Here is a 20,432-nt window from a genome sequence, read left to right as displayed (position 1 = left end):
ACTGTCGGGGTGGCGGGATTCGAACCCACGGCCTCGTGCACCCAAAGCACGCGCGCTACCAAGCTGCGCCACACCCCGGCCACCGCGGCACGGCGTAAGCCCGTATGGGTGCACGCCGCGGTGGTGACCTGAGCAGTGTAGTGCCGATCCAGACGGCGGCGCTTCCATCAGAGGCTCCGTCGGCCTCATCCTCACGGCGGGCGAGCGGCCTTCCCCTGCCGGTAGTGCAGCTTGACCGGCCACCGGTCATGCGATCATGGTCACGATTAATCGTGACGCGAAGTGCACCCGGAAGCCGGTACGCTACCCAGGTGAGTGACCGGGCTAGGCTCTGGTCGCTCATTGCCGCGCGGGCGTAGCTCAATGGTAGAGCCCCAGTCTTCCAAACTGGCTACGCGGGTTCGATTCCCGTCGCCCGCTCCAACCTCAGAGGCCCAGGTCAACCGGCGTCCCCGGGACCTGGGCCTTTGATCTTCACTTGGTCTTCTACCGCTTCCGTGCCCGTTGCGCCCGGCGAACGGTGGTCACGGGTCGCGCCGCCGCTCTCGACGAACGGGGCCGCCGGCCTCGTCCCACTTGTCCGGTGCCGCCCAGAACGAACGCCTGCTGCGCCATTCTGACTTCCCTTCGCCACAGTCTGCGGCCCGCCGTCCTGCTCAAACCCAAGCCTGCGCCTGTCCGACCTGCTGGCTGATGCCGGTCGATCGGACGAGGCCGTTGGGGTCCTGCAGCCGGCCTGTGGCGCCGGAAGGAACCACACCAACCTAGGCGAAGCTGCTCATCCGCCAAGGACACGTCAAGGACGCCGTCACCGTCCTGCACACCGCCCCCGGCCGATCACGACTGAAGAGCGGTGGAACAGGGCCTAGGCCACCGTGAAATGGAAGCGCGTGGCACGGGCGGACGCCGCCATGAGCACGCTCTCGAGAGCGTTCAGGGCGGCGGCCAGCTCCTGGTCGGAAGGCCCGAGGGTCACCCGTATGTCGCCTATCGTCCGGATCGCGTCACGCGGCTCGTACCAGCTCAGCTCGGCGCCGACCAGTTCGTCCGGGTCGCCGGTGAAGGTGTCGGGGATCATCAGCGCGGCGTACGCGTCGAACCTCAGCAACGGATCGGCGAGCGGTGACTCGAGCAAGGTCACGCCCTCGTCGGTCAGCCCATGGGCTCGGCTGTCCTCGAAGACGGGCCATAGGGCCAGGCTCATGAGTCGAAGCGTATCCGCACCCGGGCCTGCGATGTCGGAGGAACCGATCATGCTCCGGGCCGGTTGAGCGCCGCCAGCCCGGTCCGGACGGCCTCGGCGTCCTCGTCCAGCGAGGCCCGCGTCCGGGTGTTCCAGTCGGCGGCCAGCCGGAAGCCGTCCCCCTCGTACCGCGGGAACACATGCAGGTGAAGGTGGAAGACCTCCTGGAAGGCGGCCTCACCGTCGGCGAGGAAGACGTTCACGCCCTCACATCGCAGACCGGAGCGCCGAAGCGCCCTTGCCATGCGGTGAGCCACCTTCCACAGGTGCGCGCCGGTCTCCTCGTCCAGGTCCTCCAACCCCACCACGTGAACGCGCGGGATCACCAGGACATGGCCCGGAGTGACCGGCCCGAGGGTCATGACCACCATCGCGAGGTCGTCCGAGTACACCGTGCTCGCCTCGGCCTCGCCGCACGCGATGGCGCAGAACACGCAGTCCGAGCCGTCCACGTCGCCCATGTGCACAGAGCATTGCAGGAGGTTCGTCCGGCGTCACCGATGCGGTGCCGGGTCATGCGCTCGGGGCGCACGGATCCCACCGGTCCATGAAGACGCGGGGGCCGGTGCCCTATCGGCACCGGCCCCGCAGTTCACCGCTCCGTCAGACGGTCAGACGGTCATGCGGTCGGATTCTCGTCAACGGGTCGGATCCTGTCCGATCTCGCCTCTCCAGGCGCCGCCCGCCTGCCCGCGCGATTCGATGAAGTGCTTGAACCGCTCCAGGTCGCCCTTGACGCGATGCTCGACCACGTGGAGCACCTCTCCGACCTTCTCGATGACGCCCTCGGGCTGATGCTCCAACTGCACCATGACGCGCGTCTGATCGTCACCGAGCCGATGGAAGGTGACGACTCCGGCCTGACGGGCTCCGTCGATGGAGGTCCAGGCCACTCGCTCGTCCGGCCGCTGCTCGGTGATCTCCGCATCGAACTCACGTCTCACGCCGCCGATGCTCGTCACCCAGTGCGTCCGGGTCGGAGACGTCTGCTCGATGCGCTCGACGCTCTCCATGAAGTGCGGAAACTCCTCGAACTGGGTCCACTGGTCGTAGGCCGTGCGGACCGGGACGTTCACATCGATCGACTTCTCGATCGTGCTCATGTGTCTCCTCCTCGGGATCGATCCCGGACCGCATCGAAAGTCCGGGGTCGTCCATAGCGGATTGCGAACGAAGCCACCCATCCCCGACGCCTCCGGCATCAAACGCCGATGCGCCGGCCGATGGGCTCACGCCCGGTGCGTCGGGTCCTCGCTCCGGCCGCCCAGCCCCTGCCAGACCTCGCGGACGTTCTGGAAGGCGTCCTGCCGCGGCAGCGACTCGAGCGCCCGTACGACCTGGTCGGGCGCACGCAGCCCGCGTGCGCTCTCGACGAGACGCTCACCGGTGGCCGGGAAGACGCTGGACTCGAGCCATCGTGCGATCTCGGCACGTCCCGAGACGTCTCTGGAGGTCATGCCGGTCGGTGCGCCGCCGGCGTGGTGGGCGTCGGGCGCGAGAGCCGCGATGGGTCCGTCGTCGCGGGGAGGCTCCGAATCTCGCCACTCGTCCAGGTAGGTCTCGATGGCCTCCGGTTGTCTCTTGAAGATCTCATCGCGGATCGGACCGTGCTTGTCACTGCGTCGCTGGATTTCCACCCCGATCAATCCCCTCTGCCGAGAGCCGCGGCTCTGCCGAGCCGAGTATGTCGTCGACCATTACCCAGCGATCCCAGGGGAAACACCCCTCTCTGACTTCACGGAGTCATGGCCGCGCCCGCGCGACCGACGCGATGACGCGGATAACGGTGGCGGCACCGCACGACATCTTGTGCCGGGATGACGTCCGTGATGTGATCACGGACACCCCGCCCCACGGAGGTCCACAATGACCGCTATAACGCAAGAAGGCCACTCGCCGGCCTCTTTGCGCCGTGCCCCGCTGATCGGCCCGGACGGCACCTACACCAGGAACGGGCAGGCGCTCGCGTTCGTTCTCGGTGTCATCGGCCTGCTCTTCGTCCCGGCCACGCTCGCCGCCGCGCTGCTCTACACCCGTGCCGAGACCCTTTTCGCCACCGAGCCGGAGGAGGCTCGCCGGCTGGTGAGCTGGTCCTGGATCGCACTCATGATCGTGCCGGTCCTCGGGATCGTCACCGGCTTGATCGCTCTCGTGGTGTCGGTGCTCTGAATCCACGCTCTGAACGCGACGAGGTCCCACCGGCGGCGCCGATGGGACCTCGCGTCGTCGTCGGTCAGACTCCGGGAAGCCTGAGGCCCACCACCACGGGATCGTGGTCGGACGAGCGGTAGGCGTCCGGGGCGTACAGGGCCGGCGGGTTGAACTCGGTGTTGTAGTCGAGGATCAACGGCTCGTCGCTGTTGATGTGCCAGATCGACGCTCCGGCGACCATGTGCGACAGAAGCCGGCCGGCGAGCATGTGGTCGAGTTCACCGGCCTGCCCGTCGAAGACGTAGCTGTAGCGCTGCGCCTGCGGTACGAAGCGCTCGGTCTGGCCGGCCAGCCCGCCACGCTCGAGGACCTTGATGGGGTCCTCTTCGGAGTAGGAGTTGAGGTCGCCGAGCACGAGCGGATTGAGCACCTTCGTCGACAGCCTGACGATGGCCGCGGCCTGGGTCTGGCGGCGGGCGTTCCAGCAGCCCTGCCCGTCGCCCTGGTCGGCGTCGGCGCCCGTGGCGTCTCCGCAGCTCTTGGACTTGAAGTGGTTGACGATGACGGTGAACGGCACGCTTGCGCGCTTGCGCATGAACGTCTGCACCAGCGGCGGCCGCTCGAACACCGGCTCGGCCGATGACTTCGCCGCGCCCACCGGCCGTACGTTCTTCGCCTTGTAGATGAGGGCCACGTGGATCTGGTCCGTGCCCGGCAGGGGATGCTTGATCCAGGCGTACGTGCCCGCGCCGACCTTGGCGTTCAGCGCGGAGACGAGCTCACCGAGTGCGACGTCGCCGTTGTTCTCCACTTCCATCAGCCCGACGACATCGGCGTTGAGCCCGGTCAACGCGCCGACGAGCTTGGCGAGCTGGCGATCCCGCTCCACCGCGGTGGTGGCGCTCCGGCTGCCGAGGGTGGTGAACCAGTTGAGCGTGTTGAAGCTGGCGACCCGCACGTTGCCGCCCACCGCCGGGGGCGCGGCCGGCCGCGGGTTGGACCGCGTGAACGTCACCGGCTCGGTCGGCTGCAGCCGGTACAGGTTGAAGCCGTAGTGGAGCACTCCGGTGAGGCCGGTGACCGTGTCGCCGAGCCGCAGCGCCTGGGGCGAGGTGTACGGGACGGTCGGCGGGTTCTGCCGCGTCGAGCCGTCGTCGACGAGCAGCCTGCGCCGGTCATTTCCGGCCTGCGTGACGCCGCTCCGGTCGGTGGGCTGGAACAGCCGCCCCTGGGCCGAGACGGTCACCTCTCCGAACCGCCCCAGCTGGAAGTGCTCGGTGGCGGTGAGGCGCTGCGGGAACGTCACGAGGGTGTTCTCGTTCCGCTCGAAGGTGACCCCGTCGGCGCGCGGCAGGTCGTAGCCGGCCGGCTGGATCGTGCCGGTTCCGCAGACGTCGACGGCGGTCACGGGTGACAGTTCGGTGAGTCCGTTGAACTCCACCGCCCGGCCGGTGACGAGGACCCGGTCGCCGACCTTCGTCTCCATCGTCGAGAAGACGAAGAGCCCGTCCGAGGTGGCGGGGTCGGCGTCGGGCGTCGGGTCCTGGACGAAGAAGCCGCTGAGCTGGTCGGTGCGCTGGAAGTCGCCGGTGACGACGCCGTCCACACGTACGGTCTGACCGGCGAGGGGGGTGGTGTCACCCGGTCCCTGTACCTCCGCGATCTCATGCGTGGCGGGCGTGTCACACGCGGCCGCGGAGGACGGGCCGGCGACAGGAGCGCCCGGCGCGGCCACGGCCGGTGGGGCGTTGGTGGTGAGGAGGCAACCCGCGGCCAGTACGGCGGCGGTCAGGACGGCTCTTCGGCGCATGCGCCGAGCGTAAGGCGGGAGATCATCGTCAAGGTAGGCCGAGATGAATAGCGGCTTTACCGAGACTTACCGCTAACACTCGCGCTGAGGTCCGGGTCGCGGTGGGTGGTCTGAGGCGACCCCGCGCCCACATACCGGGCGGGTGCACACCGCCGGCCGGTGACCGGGACGTCCGTGCCACCGCCGCCCCGGCCACCGGAAACCTCCGCCGTGAGAGCGCCCCTGACGACGGAGGCGGCATTGACCGCCCCTCATGCCCACGAGAGCACCGGTCGAGCCGAGTGGCGATGCCCGCGCCGGCGGTGAACAGATCCGGCGGCCGCATCACCATCATGAAGCGAATTTCCTAGCAACACAACTTGTTTAGTGGGAAATATGGCGCAGGGCGCGAGATGCCGGATCCATGGCCTGGAGACGGTAAGGGCCTCGGCGAGTAGATCTACCGAACCGGAACGGGACCTTGAGGAGCCGGCGCTCGCGCGGCGATGCCTCCCCACCCCTGGGGTACCACCGCGCGAGCGCCGATTCACCGCGCCGCACCGGCCGGCCAGGCCCCCGCCCCTCGAGGAGGATCGGGCGAGGACCCGTCGGCCGCCGCGTCACAGCCTCCACGAAGGAACGCTACGGAGCCTGATCACTCGATGTGCTACGGGGAGGTGACGGTCTGGTTTCGTCCGACTGATAACTTTCCTCCTCGTGCGAACGCTCAGCGTGATCCCTGAACCCGTTTCGCTGACGACCGTCGCAGAGACCTACACCCTCACGGCCGACGCGAAGATCTCCGTGCCCGCCGGGCCCGGCGAGGCCGTCGCCGCGCGGCTGGCGGCGTTGCTGCGCCGCCCGACCGGTTACGCCCTTCCCGTGAACCCGCCGAGCCGGCCGGCCACCGGGGACATCACCCTGTCTCTCGACGGTCCCGAACGGCTGGGCCGGGAGGGCTATCTGCTGCGCACCGGTCACGAGGGCGTACGACTGAGCGCGCACACCGCCGAAGGCCTGTTCCGCGGCGTGCAGACACTGCGCCAGTTGCTGCCCGCCGCCGTCGAGAGCACCGACGTGCGACCCGGCCCCTGGACGATCCCCGGCGTACGGGTGGACGACCGCCCGAGGTTCGCGTGGCGCGGCGTCATGCTCGACGTGGCGCGGCACTTCTTCGACACCGGCACCGTCAAGCGCTTCATCGACCAGGCCGCGGCGTACAAGATCAATACGCTGCACCTTCATCTCACCGACGATCAGGGCTGGCGGCTGATGATCGACCGCTGGCCTCGGCTGGCGGCCTATGGCGGCGGGACGGAGGTCGGCGGCGGCGCGGGCGGCCACTACACCAAGGCGGACTACCGGGAGATCGTCGACCACGCGGCCGCGTGCCACATGACCGTCGTGCCCGAGATCGATGCGCCCGGCCACACCAACGCGGCGCTGGCCTCGTATCCGGAGCTGACCGCCGGCGGCCCGGCGCCCGACCGCTACACCGGGATCGAGGTCGGGTTCAGTTCGCTCCATGCCCGCGAGGAGGTGACCTACCGGTTCCTCGGCGACGTGCTGGAAGAGGTCGCCGAACTGACCCCGGGCCCATACCTCCACATCGGCGGTGACGAGGCCCACAGCACCGACCCCGCCGATTACGCCGAGTTCCTCGCACGCGCCCAGCGGATCGTCGCCGAGCAGAGCAAGACCGCGGTCGTCTGGCAGGAGGCCGCCGCGACGGCGCTCGCCCCAGGAGCGCTGGTGCAGTACTGGCGGCCGGCCAAGGGATCGCAGCCGTACACCCAGGCCGCCCGTGACGCGGCCCGCCAGGGCGCGCGGCTCATCCTGTCCCCCGCCGACCACGCCTACCTCGACGGCAAGTACCACGCCGGCACCGAGCTCGGCCTGGACTGGGCCGGCCACGTTGGCGTGCGCGACTCCTACACCTGGGATCCCGCGACGCACATCGACGGTGTCGGGGAGCCGGACATCGCGGGCGTCGAGGCTCCGCTCTGGTCGGAGACGCTGACCGGCCGTGCGGACATCGACTTCATGGTCTTCCCCCGGTTGCCGGGGATCGCCGAGATCGGCTGGTCACCCGCCGAGGGGCGGTCGTGGGACTCCTACCGTCACCGGCTCGCCGCGCACGGAGCCCGCTGGACGGCCGCCGGCACCGCGTTCTACCGCTCCCCCGAGGTGGACTGGCTGGGCTGAGGCACCGCTCGCAGGCGAACTGGGGCGGCCACGCGTGCGCCGGCCGGGGGGCGACCGTACGATCACGGCCGGGAAGCGTGGTCAGGTGCGCCAGATGAGGACGAGGGCGCAGTCGTCGTCGCGGGCCGCGGCCATGGTCTCGACGAGTTCCTTGGCCCCCTTGCGGAATCCCTGCGGCACGAGTTGCTCGGCCTCGCCCAGTAGCCGGTCGATCCCGGCGTCGAGGTCACGGCCGGGCGACTCCACCAGCCCGTCGGTGTAGAGCAGCAGCGCGTCGCCGGGACGCAGCAGTCCGCTCTCGGGCTCGCACCGCAGGTCGGGGACCACCCCGAGGACGACGCCCTTGGCCGCACTGACCTGCCAGGTTCCGCTGCGCGCGTCGAACTGCACCGCCGGCGGGTGCCCGGCGGACTCGACGACGTACTCTCCCGTGGCCAGATCAACGACCACGTGTACGGCGGTGACGAACCCCTCGTCCCAGCGCTGCCGCTGGAGATAAGCATTACAAGAGGGGAGGAAACGGTCACATTGGACCGATCCAAGCAGGCCTCCGAACGCACCGGACAGCATCAGGGCTCTGGTGCCGGCGTCGACGCCCTTACCGGAGACGTCGACGAGCGCTACCTCGAGTGTCTTGCCGTCGCATGCCGAGACGACGAAATCGCCGCCGAACGACGACCCGCCCGCCTGGAGCAGCACCACCTGGGAGTCCCAGCCGGTCGGGAGCTCGGGCATCTCGCCGTGCTTGCGAAGCCGATCGCGCAGCTCGAGCAGCATGTACTCGCCGCGCAGGCCCTGGACGCCGATCTGCTCCCGGGTCTGGGCCAGGGTGATCGCGAGCACCGCCGTGACGAGCACCGTGACGATCACACCGGGACCCATGCGTGGCCAGCCGACCACGAAGCCGTCGTACACGAGCACGACGGCGACCATGGCGAGGAGGATTCTCAGCGTGCGCACGCGGAGCAGCAGCCCGCCCGCGAGCACGGTGAGCACGATCGCGCTCGACGGGAACCAGGTCTGCGAGATCGGGGCCATCAGGCCGATGACGATGGTGGCGAGCGCGAGCGCCACGAACATGTTCCGCTCGCGGGTGAGTTTGCCCCTCCGGAGCCACTGGTAAATCCGCACGAGAATGGGCACGCGCCGTAGGTAGGCGCGCAGTCCCGGCGGGAGCAGGTGGACCAGACGTTGGAGCATCCCGAGAACTGTACCGAGCATCGGCCCGACCTGGCTCAAATCCCCGACACCCTTTACCCTTTGTCACGAATAAATCACCTAACGCAGGTAACCGGTCGCCGACCAGCATGACTTCCCGCGAGTGCGTGTGCGCCACGATCACGATCGATGGCGTTGCGTAGTACCGACTCCTCCAGATCGTCGTGCGCCGTCTTTGTACGCCAGGGCGCCCGGCCGTGACCACGAGTGGGTGAGGCCGTTGAGGGGTAGGACGTCTGTCATGAATCAGCCCGGTATGCGCGTCACGCTGGACGCGGCGATGCGAGCGCGAGACGTGTCACGTCCGAGGGCTGAGGGCGATGAACCGCCCAAGCCGCAGGCTCCGCGCAAGCCCGCCAAGGGCGAGCGTCGGCGGCTCGGCAAGCGCCAGGCAAGAGAGCAGGGCGGGCAACAGGGCGGCGGTCACCAGGGCGGGCGGCACAGCGGCGGGCAGGCCCTGCGCTAGGCCTCGCGTGGCAGGGAGAGGTGTGCGCGCCACGCTCTCCTGGACCTGAGTTTCGACGGAGCAGGACCACCGCACCCTCGACTACGGTACGGGCGGTAGCTCGCCGGTCTTCTCATAGTGCGTGAGCATGTCGATCCGCCGGACATGACGTCCTTCGCCAGAGAAGGACGTGGTGAGGAACAGCTCCACGAACCGGGTCGCGGTGTCGAGGTCGTGCATGCGCGCGCCGATGCTGATCACATTGGCGTCGTTGTGCTCCCGCGCGAGCTTCGCGGTCTCCTCGCTCCAGGCCAGCGCGGCCCGCGCACCCTCGACCTTGTTCGCGGCGATCGCCTCGCCGTTGCCCGAACCGCCGATGACGATGCCGAACGAGCCCGGCTCGGCGACGGTCCGCTCGGCGGCCCGCAGCACGAACGGCGGGTAGTCGTCGGCGGGGTCGAACGCCACGGGCCCGCAGTCGACCGGCTCGTGACCGTGGGCGGCCAGCCAGCCGACGAGGTGCTGCTTCAACTCGTAGCCGGCGTGGTCGGAACCCAGAAATACGCGCATGCCGAGAAGTCTGTCAGGTCCCACCGGCACCGGGATCAGGTGGGGGGCGGAAGGCGATCCTCGGGAGGTTCGGACCCGGCGGGCTCTGGACCATTTCTTTCACCGCCCCCGGACGCCTCCCCGTCATCGCGTGTCTCCGTGCGCTCGCGCGTCTCCGAAACCGTCTGCCCCGCGTCGCCGGCCGTGTCCGAGACCGTCTCGTTCGTGCGGTCGGCCGAAGTCTCGCCTTGGCCTGTGTCCTGCGCCGGCTCCTGAGCCGACTCTTGGCCCACCGACTCCTGCGCTGCGTCCTGCGCGGGGTCCTGCGCTGCGGCCAGGCCATCGGCGGCCGACGGAACCGGCGGCGGGGGGTAGGGGACGGGAGGCGCCTGCGGATACCCGGCCGCCGCGTGCGGCGGGTAGCCGGGAGGCGGTGCCTGCCCTCCGAAGGGCGGCTGCCCTCCGTACGGCGCCTGCCCTCCGTACGGCGGCCGTCCACCCTGGGGCGGCTGTCCCCTGAACGGGGCCTGCCCCGGCGGCGGGTACCCGGCGGGCTGCGCGTGGGCGGCCTGTGACTGCGGCGGTCCCCAGGCCGCCGGCGGCTGAGCCCCCCAGCCTCCCGCCGCCTGCCGCTGCGCCGGTGGGGGCGGTGGCGGTGGCGCCCCCTGCGGGCCCGCAGCACCATGACCGCCGAACGGCGCGGGTGCGGAGGCGTCCTTGGGCCGGGTGGCGAGGAAGACCACCAGCATGGCCAGGCCGGGCAACCATCCGTAGAAGAGCCCGAAGCCCGCGCCGGAGTAGATGCCGTTCCAGATGAGGTTCGCCCTCGTGCCTTCCGGGAAGTCCTGGACGGGGATGTAGAGCAGGGCTCGCACCAGGCCCATCAGGCCGCCCGCGACGACCGTGGCCCACCAGCCGAGGATGAGCGCACCCGGCGCACCGCGCCGCGGCTCCAGAGCGCGCGCTCCGGCCATGACGAGCAGGCCGATGACGGCCAGGAAGAGGACCAGCGAGAGGTCGATGACCACAAGGTAGGAGAAACCGGAACTCCCCCTCGTGGTCAGCCGCCAGGTCGGAAACTGGATCAGCCTGAGAAGGCCCCCGAAACCGCCGTACTCGATGTCCTTCCTTGCGAGGAACTCGAAAGTCCACTGGTTGCCGAACACGAGAGCGATCAGGCCCACCGGGCCGACGGCACTGATGACGAGAGGGAGGGTCCGCCGCGCTGCCATGCCGGAAGGTTAGTGCGCGATCACTGGGGGCGGTAGGCCTCGCCGGTGAAGTCCGGATCGATCTGCGCCTCGAGGTCTTCGCCGACGGCCCGGTTGGCCCAGCTCCGCGCGTTCTTGACATGGAATTCGACGGCTTGGCGGTGGAATTTCGGCCAGTCCTTGGGACGGACGTCCACCGCGTCCAGCAGGCACGCGAGCGCCGCCTCGTTGGAGGCCTCCAGCGTCACGTCGCCACGGCCCTGCTCCAGCGCGCGAACGGCGGCGGAATGCTCCATCCACGTCAGCAGGTCGCCGCCCACGTGCTCGCGCAGATAGGCCACGTCACCCTCTCCGTGCACCTTGTTGCCGACCACACTGATGGCGACGTCGTAGTCGGCGGCGTAGTCGACGTACTGGCGGTAGACCCCGACGCCCTTCCAGGTCGGCTCGGCGACCAGGACCAGCAGGTCGAACCGGGTGAACAGCCCGGACGCGAAGGTGTCGGCCCCCGCCGTCATGTCGACCACCACGTACTCGCCCGGGCCGTCGACGAGGTGGTTGAGGTAGAGCTCGACCGCCCCCGTCTTCGAGTGGTAGCACGCCACGCCGAGGTCGTCCTCGGTGAACGGCCCGGTGGCCATGAGGGCGACATCGGGCGAGCCGGCGCCCACCCTGACCTCGGTGGCGAGCTTGGTGTGGAACGGATCGTCGCCGCCCACCCGCAGCAGGCGCGACCCCGCCCCCGGAGGTGTGGTCTTGACCATGGCGGCCGAGGAGGTGATGCGGGGGTTGTCACCGCGGAGATAGTCCTTCAGCTCGCTGAGGTGCTCGCCCATCGACGGGAGCGCGGCCGTCTGGTGCTCGTCGAGGCCGAGCGCGGCACCGAGATGCTGGTTGATGTCGGCATCGATGGCCACCACCTGGCGACCCCGCAGGGCGAGGTGGCGCACGAACAGTGCGGACAGCGTCGTTTTTCCACTGCCGCCCTTGCCGACGAACGCTATCTTCACGGTACCTCCGCTTGATCATCGGCTGATCGTGCACTGGATCATACACTTGATCATCCGAGTGATTTATGAATGATTATGAAAACCATCGTCGTTCCTCGAGGTCGAGTCTCCCCGGAGATCAAGATCGAATCAAGCGGATCCGGCAGATAGGCCGAGGTCAGCGAGCCGCGGCCGCCGGATCGAAGCCGAACGGAAGCTCGAGGCGGTGGGCGCGCAACAGCCCGTCGTCCGTGAGGATGTCGGGCGTCGGCCCGTCGGCCACGATCAGGCCGCCGGACATGATGAGGGAGCGCGGGCACAGCTCGGCCGCGTACGGCAGGTCGTGCGTGACCATGAGGACGGTCACGTCCAGGGACGTGAGGATCTCGGCGAGCTCACGCCGGCCGGCCGGGTCGAGGTTCGACGACGGCTCGTCCAGCACGAGGATCTCCGGCTCCATCGCCAGCACCGTCGCAACCGCGACCCGGCGGCGCTGCCCGAAGCTCAGGTGCTGGGGCGGCCGGTCGGCGACCTCGAGCATGCCGACGCGGGTCAGCGCGGACTCGACCCGCCGGTCGAGCTCGTCGCCCCGGACGCCGAGGTTGGCCGGGCCGAACGCGACGTCCTCGCGCACGGTCGGCATGAACAACTGGTCGTCGGGGTCCTGGAACACGATGCCGACCCGCCGGCGGATCTCCCGGAGCGACTTCTTGTCCTTCGGGTCCACCCCGAGACCGGCGACCCGTACGGTGCCGAGGCCCCCGTGCAGAATGCCGTTGAGATGCAGGACGAGGGTGGTCTTGCCGGCGCCGTTCGGGCCGAGCAGCGCCACCCGCTCGCCCCGCTCGATCGTGAGGTCCACGCCGAACAGCGCCTGGGTGCCGTCGGGATAGCCGTACGCCAGCCCGCGCACGTCTAGAGAAGGGTCCACTGGACCATCCAAGCAGTCGCGGCGACCAGCGCCGCAGCCGCGGGCACCACCGCGGCCGTCGCCCACTGACCGCCGGACGCGCCGACGTCCCGGTGGGCCGGCATCCGGCCCTCGTAGCCCCGGCTGACCATCGCCAGATAGACCCGCTCACCACGCTCGTACGAGCGCAGGAACAGAGCGCCGAGCGAGCGGGCGAGCACGCCGACGTCCCGGATGCCGCGGGCCTCGAAGCCGCGGGCGGCCCGGGCGACCTTCATCCGGCGCAGTTCGTCGAGGACCACGTCGGCGTACCGCAGCATGAAGGTGGCGATCTGGGTCAGCAGCGACGGCAGCCGCAGCCGTTCGATCCCGAGTAGCAGCGCCCGGGGTTCGGTCGTGGCCGCCAGCAGGATCGAGGCGACGACGCCCAGCGTGCCCTTGACGAGGATGTTCCAGGCCCCCCACAGCCCGCTGACGCTGAGCCCGACGCCGGCGACCGTGACGCGCTCACCGTGCGCCACGAACGGCATCAGCAGCGCGAACGTCACGAACGGCAACTCGATCGCCATCCGGCGCGCGATGACCCCGGCGGGGACGCGCGCCGTCGCGGCCACGGCGGCGAGCAGCGCAGCGTACAGGCCGAAGGCCCACGCCTGCTCGCGGGGCGTGGACACGACCGCCAGCACGAACGTGACCGTCGCCACCAGCTTGCACTGCGGCGGCAGCCGGTGCACGACGGTCGCCCCCGGCAGGAACAGCCGGCTCATCGAGGTCGCGGCCGCGCTCATCCGCTCGCTCCGCTCGAGTTCACGTTCACGTTCACGCTCTCACTGGCGCTCAGGCTCTGAGGTGCGGCGACGGACGATCCAGAACAGGCCGCCGCCGAGGGCGAGGGTGACCCCCACGCCGATGACACCGGCCAGGCCGCCGGACAGCCGCGGGTGGTCGACGCCCTTCACCCCGTAGTCGCCGAGCGGGGAGTCCTTGAACGTGTGGTGCTGCTCCTCGGCGTTGATGCCCTTGTCGGCCGCCACCTTCTCCAGGCCGTCGGGCTTGCTGCTCGCGTAGTAGCTGACGATCCCGGCGAGGATCAGGGCGACGAGGACCCCGGCGGTGAGAAAACGTCTGGTGGTCATGACTCTCCTTCTCAGGCGCTCACGCCGGACGGCTGGGCCGGTGCGTTCCTGAGCTCCAGCCGGCGGAGCTGCCCGCGCGCCGCGTAGACGAGGTCGGGGCGAACGGCGAGCACGCTCGAGACGGTGACCATCGTGATCAGCGCCTCGCCCACGCCGATCAGGAGGTGCACACCGATCATCGCGCCGGCGACGGTGCCGAGTGGCACGTCCGTGGTGCCGCCCAGGGCGTAGATGCCGGTGAACGCCAACGCCGACACGGGCACCGACACCAGCGCCGCGACGAAGGAGGCCGCGGACACCGCGGCCCGCGACCTGGGCAGCACCCGCACGAGCAGCCGGAACACCCCGTATCCGACCACGACCGTGACCAGCGCCATGTCGGTGATGTTCACTCCGAGCGCGGTGAGCCCTCCGTCGGCGAACAGCAGTCCCTGTACGAGGAGCACGACCGACACGCAGAGCACGCCGGTATAGGGCCCCACCAGGATCGCGGCGAGGGTGCCGCCGAGCAGGTGGCCGCTGGTCCCCGCGGCCACCGGGAAGTTCAGCATCTGCGCCGCGAAGACGAAGGCGGCGGTCAGGCCCGCGAGGGGTGCGGTGCGATCGTCGAGCTCCCTGCGCGCGCCGCGCAGGCACACCGCGATCCCCGCGGCGGCGACGACGCCCGCGCCGAGGGACACCGGTGCGTCGATGAATCCATCCGGTACGTGCATGCCGCCTCCTGATCGCCGCTGTCCACCCCGGTCAGACCAGTCTGACCGCATGGCCCCGCTTGTTGCAAGTTTGTCGCAACAAGTAGGTGATGGCGACAAGCCACACCGGTCGATCAGGTAAGGAACAGCGGTCGATCAGGTAAAGCGCCGCAGGTGAAGGCGCCCGATCAGGTGAAGATCGGGTCCCGGGTGCGGCTGCGCTTGAGTTCGAAGAACCCGTCGGTGCGGGCCACGAGCACCACTCCGTCCCAGAGCTTCGCGGCCGCCTCGCCCCGCGGGATCGGCGAGAGGACCGGCCCGAAGAACGCGGCGCCCTCGACGTCGATCACGGGTGTGCCGACCTCGTAGCCGACCCGGTCCATGCCGTCCTTGTGCGAGGCCCGCAGTGCCGTGTCGTGCTCGTCGGTGTCGGCCGCGGCGGCCAGCGCCGGGTCGAGGTCGGCCGCGCGCAACGCCTCCTCGATGGTGGCGCGGTCCTTGGGCTTGCCCTGATCGTGAAAGCGGGTGCCGAGCTCGGTGTAGAGCCGTCCCAGTACCTCAGGGCCGTACTTCTGCTCGGCGGCGATGCAGACGCGCACCGGCCCCCAGGCGTTGTCGAGGAAGCTGCGGTACTCCTCGGGAAGGTCCCGGCCTTCGTTGAGCACGGAGAGGCTCATCACGTGCCACCGCGGCTCGATCGGCCGCAGCGCTGACACCTCATGGATCCAGCGGGAAGTGATCCACGCCCAGGGGCAGAGCGGATCGAACCAGAAGTCCACGGGCGTGTTCTCCGACATGGCGAACCTCCACAAGGGGCGAAAGATCTTCGCTTCTCCTGAACCGTAAAGTGAGCCGCCGCATTCCCCCATGTCACCGCCCTTTGACGAACTCCTCCGGCCCGCGCCGTACCGGCCGTCGCACCCGCCTCCGGACCCACCGCCGTACCCACCGCCGGGGCCCTGCCGGGCGGGGCGTGGCCGCACTCGGCCACCCCGGACATGGGAGGATGCCGGGAAGACCGAGGCCACGCGGCCGATCACCGCCGCGCGGCCGTTCAGTAGATCGAGGAGGGGCACGTGGCAGGCAACCTCACGCGCGACGAGGCGCAGGAACGCGCCAGGCTGCTGGCCGTGGAGTCGTATTCTGTGCAGCTCGACCTGACCACGGGCGATGAGCGGTTCGGATCGGTCACGGCCGTCCGGTTCGCCTGCGCCGAGCCTGGTGCGTCCAGCTTCGTCGACCTGCACGGCGCCGTCGTACGGGAGATCACTCTCAACCGTCGCACGCTCGACCCCGCCTCCTACGACGCGGCCAAGGGCCGGATTCCGCTGCCGGACCTCGCGGCGACCAACGAGCTGACGGTGGTGGCCGACTGCGCCTACTCCCGTTCCGGCGAGGGCCTGCACCGCTTCGTCGACCCGGTCGACGAGAGCGTCTATCTGTACACGCAGTTCGAGACCGCCGACGCCCACCGCATGTACACCTGCTTCGACCAGCCGGATCTCAAGGCGACGTTCGAGCTCGGCGTCACCGCGCCCGAGGACTGGGAAGTGGTGTCCAACTCGGCGCCGTACGAGGAGACCCGGGAGAAGGGCGCCCCGGGACGGTGGCGCTTCGCCCCCACGCCGACCATGTCGACGTACATCACCGCGCTGGTCGCCGGGCCCTACCACGTCGCACGCGACGAGCACGACGGCATTCCGCTGGGCATCTACTGCCGTTCCTCGCTGGCCGAGCACCTCGACGCCGACGCGATCTTCGAGGTGACCAAGCAGGGCTTCGACTTCTTCCGGCGGGTGTTCGCCCAGCCGTACCCGTTCGGGAAGTACGACCAGTTGTTCGTCCCCGAGTTCAACGCCGGAGCGATGGAGAACGCCGGCTGCGTGACGTTCCTCGAGGACTACGTCTTCCGGTCGCGCGTCACCGACGCCGCGTACGAGCGCCGTGCGGAGACGATCCTGCACGAGATGGCGCACATGTGGTTCGGCGACCTGGTCACCATGCGGTGGTGGGACGACCTGTGGCTGAACGAGTCGTTCGCCACGTACATGAGCGTGCTCTGCCAAACCGAGGCCACCCGCTGGAGCGGGTCGTGGACCACGTTCGCCAACCTGTGGAAGGCGTGGGCCTACCGGCAGGACCAGCTGCCGTCGACCCACCCGATCTCGGCCGACATCCCGGACATCCAGGCGGTCGAGGTGAACTTCGACGGCATCACCTACGCCAAGGGCGCCAGTGTGCTGAAGCAGCTGGTCGCCTATGTCGGCCGGGACAACTTCCTCGAGGGCGTGCGCCGCTACTTCCAGCGGCACGCGTGGGGCAACACCGTGCTCGCCGACCTGCTCGACGCGCTCGAGGAGGTGTCGGGCCGCGACCTCACCTCCTGGTCGAAGGAGTGGCTCGAGACCGCCGGCGTCAACACGCTGCGCCCGACCTATGAGCTCGCCGAGGACGGGACGTTCAGCTCGTTCGCGGTGCTGCAGGAGGCGCCGTCGGATCACCCGACACTGCGCTCCCACCGCGTCGCGATCGGTCTCTACGACCGCACCGACGAGGGCATCACCCGGCGCCGTCGTCTGGAGCTCGACGTGGTCGGCGCCCGTACGGACGTGGCCGAGCTCGTCGGCGAGCGCCGCCCCGATCTGGTGCTGGTCAACGACGACGACCTGACCTACGCCAAGATCAGGTTGGACGCCCACTCCCAGCGCACCCTGGTCGAGGGCATCGGCGAGATCCCCGAGAGCCTGCCGCGGGCGCTCGGCTGGACGGCGGCGTGGGACATGTGCCGCGACGCCGAGATGGCCACCCGGGACTACGTGCGGCTGGTGCTGTCCGGCATCCGGGGCGTCAGCGACATCGCGGTCGCCCAGACGCTGCTGCGGCAGGCCCGAACGGCCGCCCAGCAGTACGCCGACCCGGCGTGGCGCGAGACCGGGCTGCGGCTGATGGCCGACGCGCTGCACGACCTGATGCGGGAGGCCGACGCCGGCTCGGACTTCCAGCTCACCTACACCCAGGCGTTCGTGGCGGCCGCCTCCGACGACGCGCACCTGGCGTACATCAAGGGACTGCTCGACGGCACCGAGGTCCTCGACGGGCTCACGGTCGACACGGATCTGCGGTGGTCGCTGCTGCGCCGGCTGGTCGTCCGCGGCGCCGCGGGCGAACCGGAGATCGCGGCCGAGCTGGAGCGCGACGCCACCGCGGCGGGCGAGCGCAACGCGGCGACCTGCCGAGCCGCCATCCCGACCGCCGAGGCGAAGGCCGCCGCATGGGACCGGATCGTCGGCGGGGACCTGCCGAACGCGGTGTTCCGGGCGACGCTGGGCGGGTTCGTGGAACCCGACCAGACGGAGCTGCTGGAGCCGTACGTCGAGAGGTTCTTCGGCGAGGTCGGCCGGATCTGGCAGGAGTGGAGCAGCGACATGGCGCAGACCTTCGCCGAGGTCGCCTATCCGGTCCTGGTGATCTCACCGGACACCATCGCGCGCACCGACGTCTACCTCGAGGAGAACCGGCCGCCGGCGGCGCTCGCCCGGCTGCTGTCGGAGGGCCGCGACGGCATCGCCCGTGCCCTGCGCGCCCGCGACAAGGACGCCTCCGCCGCCTGAGCCCCCCGAAGGGCCCGGACAAAGTGTCGATCAAGGATCAGGGCTTCTCAAGGTGCCCTGATCCTTGATCGAAACCGGTTGATCAGGGGTTCCTCATCGCGTCGATGACTGGCGCGACGGCGGCCCGGATGCCCGCCGGGTCGTCGCGGAGGTCGTCGAGCAGAACGGCGCGGCCCGCGGCGTCGGCGAGCGGGATCCGCCAGTTCGGGTACTCGTCGGTCGTGCCGGGCTGGTTCTGGGTGCGCCGCTCGCCCACGGCGTCGGCCAGCGAGACCCCGATGAGCCTGGCGGGGGTACGGGCGAGAAAGGCGTGCAGCGCGGCCACGATCTCGCGGTCGGAGCCGCCGCCCCCGTGGAGGCCGGGTTCGTGGAGGCCGGGTTCGAGCAGCCCGAGCTCGATGAGCGTCTTGATCCATTCGGCGAGCGCGCGCTCGTGCTCGGCGAGCTCCTCGCCCACCGGCCTCGTGAGCAGCCCGAGCCGGTTCCTCAACTCGATGTGGTCGCCGTGCAGGAACCCGGTGATCGGTGGCATGTCATGGGTGCCGACCGTGGCCAGGCACAGCTCGCGCCATCGCTGCGGCGGCAGCGGCGCACCCCGCTCGTCGCGCTCGAACCACAGCAGCGAGGTGCCGAACGCCCCGCGGCCGGCCAGGTCCGCACGGAACCCCGGTTCGACGACGCCGAGGTCCTCACCGACCAGGACCGCTCCGGCCCTGGCGGTCTCGGAGCACAGGACGTCCAGCAGCGTCGACCGGTCATAACCGACGTAGGTGCCCTGATCGGCCGGCGCGCCCTCGGGGATCCACCACAGCCGCGACACCTGCATGGCGTGGTCGAGGCGGAGCCCGCCCGCGTGCCGCAGCGTGTAGCCGACGATCTCGCGGTACGGCCCGTACTCCGCGGCCGCCAGCCGGCCCGGATGCCAGGGCCGCTGGCCCCAGTCCTGCCCGCGCTGGTTGAACTCGTCCGGCGGAGCGCCGACGCGCATCCCGGACGCGAACATCGCCTGGTAGCTCCACGCGTCCGCGCCGCCGGGATGCACCCCCACGGCCAGATCGTGCACCACGCCGATCGGCATTCCGGCGGCGCGCGCACTGCGCTGGGCGGCGTCGAGCTGGCCGTCGAGCCGCCACTGCAACCAGGCGTGGAAGCCGACCCGGTCGGCCAGCCGGTCGCGGGCGGCGGCGACGGACGGCGACCGCGGGTCGCGCAGCTCGGCCGGCCAGCCGCGCCAGTCGGCCCCGTGCTCCTCGGCGAGGGCGCACCAGGTGGCGAAGTCGGTGAGGGCCGCGCCCTCACGCGCCCGGAACCGAGCGAACTCGGCCGCACTCGCCGGGCCGAGGGCGACGCGGTGGAGCGCCTCGAGGGCGCCCAGCTTGGCGGACCAGACGGCGTCCCGGTCCAGAAGCCCCGCCGTACGATCGCGCTCGCCGATCCTCAGCGGCGCGGCCAGCGCGGAGATGCGTCGCCGATCGTCCTCGGCGGCGGCCGCGTACTCCGGTACGTCCTCGACCCGCAGATAGAGGGGGGCGGCGAAGCGGCGGCTCATCGGGAAGTACGGCGACGGCCCGATCGGAGGCACCGGCTCGGCCGCGTGCAACGGATTGACCAGCACGAATCCCGCGCCGAGCTCGTCACCGCTCCAGGCGGCGAGATCGGCCAGATCCCGCAGATCTCCGAGCCCCCACGAGGCGCGGGACCGCACGGAGTAGAGCTGGGTCATCAGGCCCCAGGCGCGCGCCACGGGAGCAGCCGGCCGGGGCCGGGTCACGAGCAGCGCGGCCCGCTCGTGACGACCGCCGTGCTCGGCGTGCAGACGGTGCCACCCGGCGGGGATCTCCGCCGGCAGCGGGACGTCGTGCTCCATCCGGTCGCGGCCGAGCGTCTCGTGCCGCCGCCGTCCCTGGATGCCCGCGCGCAGGGCCACCGTGCCGCCCCCGTCCAGCTCCACCCACATCCGCTCGGAAACGGGCAGCCGGAGCGGCTTCGAGGGCGACGCGCCGGCGGCACCGCCAGGGGACGCCGGCCGCTCCGCCGGATGGACGACCACCGGGGGCAGCAGCCGCGTGCTCCACTCCTCGCCGAGCCGGGCCAGCTCGGCCCGGACGGTGTCCGGAGACGACGCGTCGACGTCCATCGCGGCCAGGACGGCCCTGATCGTGTCGGGTGACACGTCGACCCGGCGCCCGCGCCAGTCCGTGTAGCCCGTCCCGACCCGGTATTCGCCCGCCAGTTTGTTCAGTTCCATGTCCACCACAGCACAACCATGCCCATCGAAGACGC

General features: G+C 70.3%; 19 protein-coding genes and 2 tRNA genes. 5 read left to right on the top strand and 16 right to left on the bottom strand.

Annotated features, from left to right (window positions below; all coding sequences use genetic code 11):
* Positions 1-4: 4 nt before the first annotated feature.
* Positions 5-78: transfer RNA gene (locus tag HKK72_RS12640), tRNA-Pro, on the bottom strand.
* 271 nt (positions 79-349) lie between these two features.
* On the opposite strand from HKK72_RS12640, the gene HKK72_RS12635 reads away from it, so the two are divergent.
* Positions 350-423 (top strand) — tRNA-Gly (locus HKK72_RS12635).
* A gap of 442 nt (positions 424-865) precedes the next feature.
* On the opposite strand, the gene HKK72_RS12630 is transcribed toward HKK72_RS12635, so the two are convergent.
* The 4 genes from HKK72_RS12630 to HKK72_RS42115 form a co-directional block, all read right to left on the bottom strand.
* Positions 866-1,204: a hypothetical protein gene (locus HKK72_RS12630; RefSeq protein WP_187234513.1), complete on the bottom strand. Its 339-nt coding sequence runs from the start codon at positions 1,202-1,204 to the stop codon at positions 866-868.
* A 47-nt stretch (positions 1,205-1,251) separates the two neighbouring features.
* Positions 1,252-1,704, bottom strand: a complete 453-nt coding sequence (locus tag HKK72_RS12625) for an HIT family protein (RefSeq protein ID WP_187234512.1) — start codon at positions 1,702-1,704, stop codon at positions 1,252-1,254.
* A gap of 177 nt (positions 1,705-1,881) precedes the next feature.
* Entirely contained in the window at positions 1,882-2,346 is a 465-nt protein-coding gene (locus tag HKK72_RS12620; protein WP_187234511.1) for an SRPBCC family protein, read from the bottom strand.
* A 126-nt stretch (positions 2,347-2,472) separates the two neighbouring features.
* Positions 2,473-2,880: a DUF2795 domain-containing protein gene (locus HKK72_RS42115; protein ID WP_187234510.1), complete on the bottom strand. Its 408-nt coding sequence runs from the start codon at positions 2,878-2,880 to the stop codon at positions 2,473-2,475.
* 229 nt (positions 2,881-3,109) lie between these two features.
* Here HKK72_RS42115 and HKK72_RS12610 point away from each other — a divergent pair, with 229 nt between their 5' ends.
* Positions 3,110-3,412, top strand: coding sequence for a hypothetical protein (locus tag HKK72_RS12610; RefSeq protein ID WP_187234509.1), 303 nt, complete (start codon positions 3,110-3,112; stop codon positions 3,410-3,412).
* 64 nt (positions 3,413-3,476) lie between these two features.
* Here the strand turns inward: HKK72_RS12610 and HKK72_RS12605 are convergent, their stop codons facing one another.
* On the bottom strand, positions 3,477-5,204 hold the full coding sequence (locus tag HKK72_RS12605; protein WP_187234508.1) for an ExeM/NucH family extracellular endonuclease: 1,728 nt from the start codon (positions 5,202-5,204) through the stop codon (positions 3,477-3,479).
* 696 nt (positions 5,205-5,900) lie between these two features.
* On the opposite strand from HKK72_RS12605, the gene HKK72_RS12600 reads away from it, so the two are divergent.
* A complete protein-coding gene (locus tag HKK72_RS12600; RefSeq protein WP_222720629.1) occupies positions 5,901-7,388 on the top strand; it encodes a beta-N-acetylhexosaminidase in 1,488 nt (495 codons plus the stop codon).
* An 81-nt stretch (positions 7,389-7,469) separates the two neighbouring features.
* On the opposite strand, the gene HKK72_RS12595 is transcribed toward HKK72_RS12600, so the two are convergent.
* Entirely contained in the window at positions 7,470-8,588 is a 1,119-nt protein-coding gene (locus tag HKK72_RS12595) for a PP2C family protein-serine/threonine phosphatase (protein WP_187234507.1), read from the bottom strand.
* 259 nt (positions 8,589-8,847) lie between these two features.
* Here HKK72_RS12595 and HKK72_RS12590 point away from each other — a divergent pair, with 259 nt between their 5' ends.
* On the top strand, positions 8,848-9,072 hold the full coding sequence (locus HKK72_RS12590; protein WP_187234506.1) for a hypothetical protein: 225 nt from the start codon (positions 8,848-8,850) through the stop codon (positions 9,070-9,072).
* 81 nt (positions 9,073-9,153) lie between these two features.
* Here the strand turns inward: HKK72_RS12590 and HKK72_RS12585 are convergent, their stop codons facing one another.
* The 8 genes from HKK72_RS12585 to HKK72_RS12555 form a co-directional block, all read right to left on the bottom strand.
* Positions 9,154-9,621, bottom strand: coding sequence for a ribose-5-phosphate isomerase (locus HKK72_RS12585; RefSeq protein WP_187234505.1), 468 nt, complete (start codon positions 9,619-9,621; stop codon positions 9,154-9,156).
* Positions 9,622-9,656: 35 nt separating this feature from the next.
* The gene (locus tag HKK72_RS12580; protein WP_187234504.1) at positions 9,657-10,832 is read right to left on the bottom strand and encodes a hypothetical protein; all 1,176 of its coding nucleotides are present in this window, start codon (positions 10,830-10,832) and stop codon (positions 9,657-9,659) included.
* A gap of 20 nt (positions 10,833-10,852) precedes the next feature.
* A complete protein-coding gene (locus HKK72_RS12575) occupies positions 10,853-11,821 on the bottom strand; it encodes an ATP-binding protein (RefSeq protein ID WP_187234503.1) in 969 nt (322 codons plus the stop codon).
* A gap of 157 nt (positions 11,822-11,978) precedes the next feature.
* Entirely contained in the window at positions 11,979-12,731 is a 753-nt protein-coding gene (locus HKK72_RS12570; protein ID WP_187234502.1) for an energy-coupling factor ABC transporter ATP-binding protein, read from the bottom strand.
* The gene (cbiQ, locus tag HKK72_RS12565; RefSeq protein WP_261986755.1) at positions 12,716-13,498 is read right to left on the bottom strand and encodes a cobalt ECF transporter T component CbiQ; all 783 of its coding nucleotides are present in this window, start codon (positions 13,496-13,498) and stop codon (positions 12,716-12,718) included. The genes HKK72_RS12570 and cbiQ overlap by 16 nt, the downstream gene beginning before the upstream one ends.
* 39 nt (positions 13,499-13,537) lie before the next feature.
* Positions 13,538-13,846 carry a PDGLE domain-containing protein gene (locus HKK72_RS39830; protein ID WP_222720627.1) on the bottom strand — a complete coding sequence of 103 codons (309 nt, stop codon included), beginning with the start codon at positions 13,844-13,846 and terminating at the stop codon, positions 13,538-13,540.
* A gap of 11 nt (positions 13,847-13,857) precedes the next feature.
* Entirely contained in the window at positions 13,858-14,559 is a 702-nt protein-coding gene (locus HKK72_RS12560) for an energy-coupling factor ABC transporter permease (RefSeq protein WP_222720626.1), read from the bottom strand.
* 167 nt (positions 14,560-14,726) lie between these two features.
* Positions 14,727-15,335 (bottom strand): disulfide bond formation protein DsbA, encoded by a 609-nt coding sequence (locus HKK72_RS12555; protein ID WP_187234501.1) that lies wholly within the window; start codon positions 15,333-15,335, stop codon positions 14,727-14,729.
* Positions 15,336-15,614: 279 nt separating this feature from the next.
* On the opposite strand from HKK72_RS12555, the gene pepN reads away from it, so the two are divergent.
* Positions 15,615-18,149, top strand: a complete 2,535-nt coding sequence (pepN, locus tag HKK72_RS12550; RefSeq protein ID WP_187234500.1) for an aminopeptidase N — start codon at positions 15,615-15,617, stop codon at positions 18,147-18,149.
* Positions 18,150-18,231: 82 nt separating this feature from the next.
* On the opposite strand, the gene malQ is transcribed toward pepN, so the two are convergent.
* Complete coding sequence (malQ, locus tag HKK72_RS12545) at positions 18,232-20,397, bottom strand: 4-alpha-glucanotransferase (RefSeq protein WP_222720625.1); 2,166 nt, start codon at positions 20,395-20,397, stop codon at positions 18,232-18,234.
* Positions 20,398-20,432: the final 35 nt, after the last annotated feature.

The sequence above is a fragment of the Actinomadura sp. HBU206391 genome (genome assembly GCF_014323665.1).
In the GTDB taxonomy this organism is placed as follows: domain Bacteria; phylum Actinomycetota; class Actinomycetes; order Streptosporangiales; family Streptosporangiaceae; genus Actinomadura_C.
Note: the sequence above shows the minus strand (reverse complement) of the source record. Positions and strands in the feature narration are given on the sequence as shown.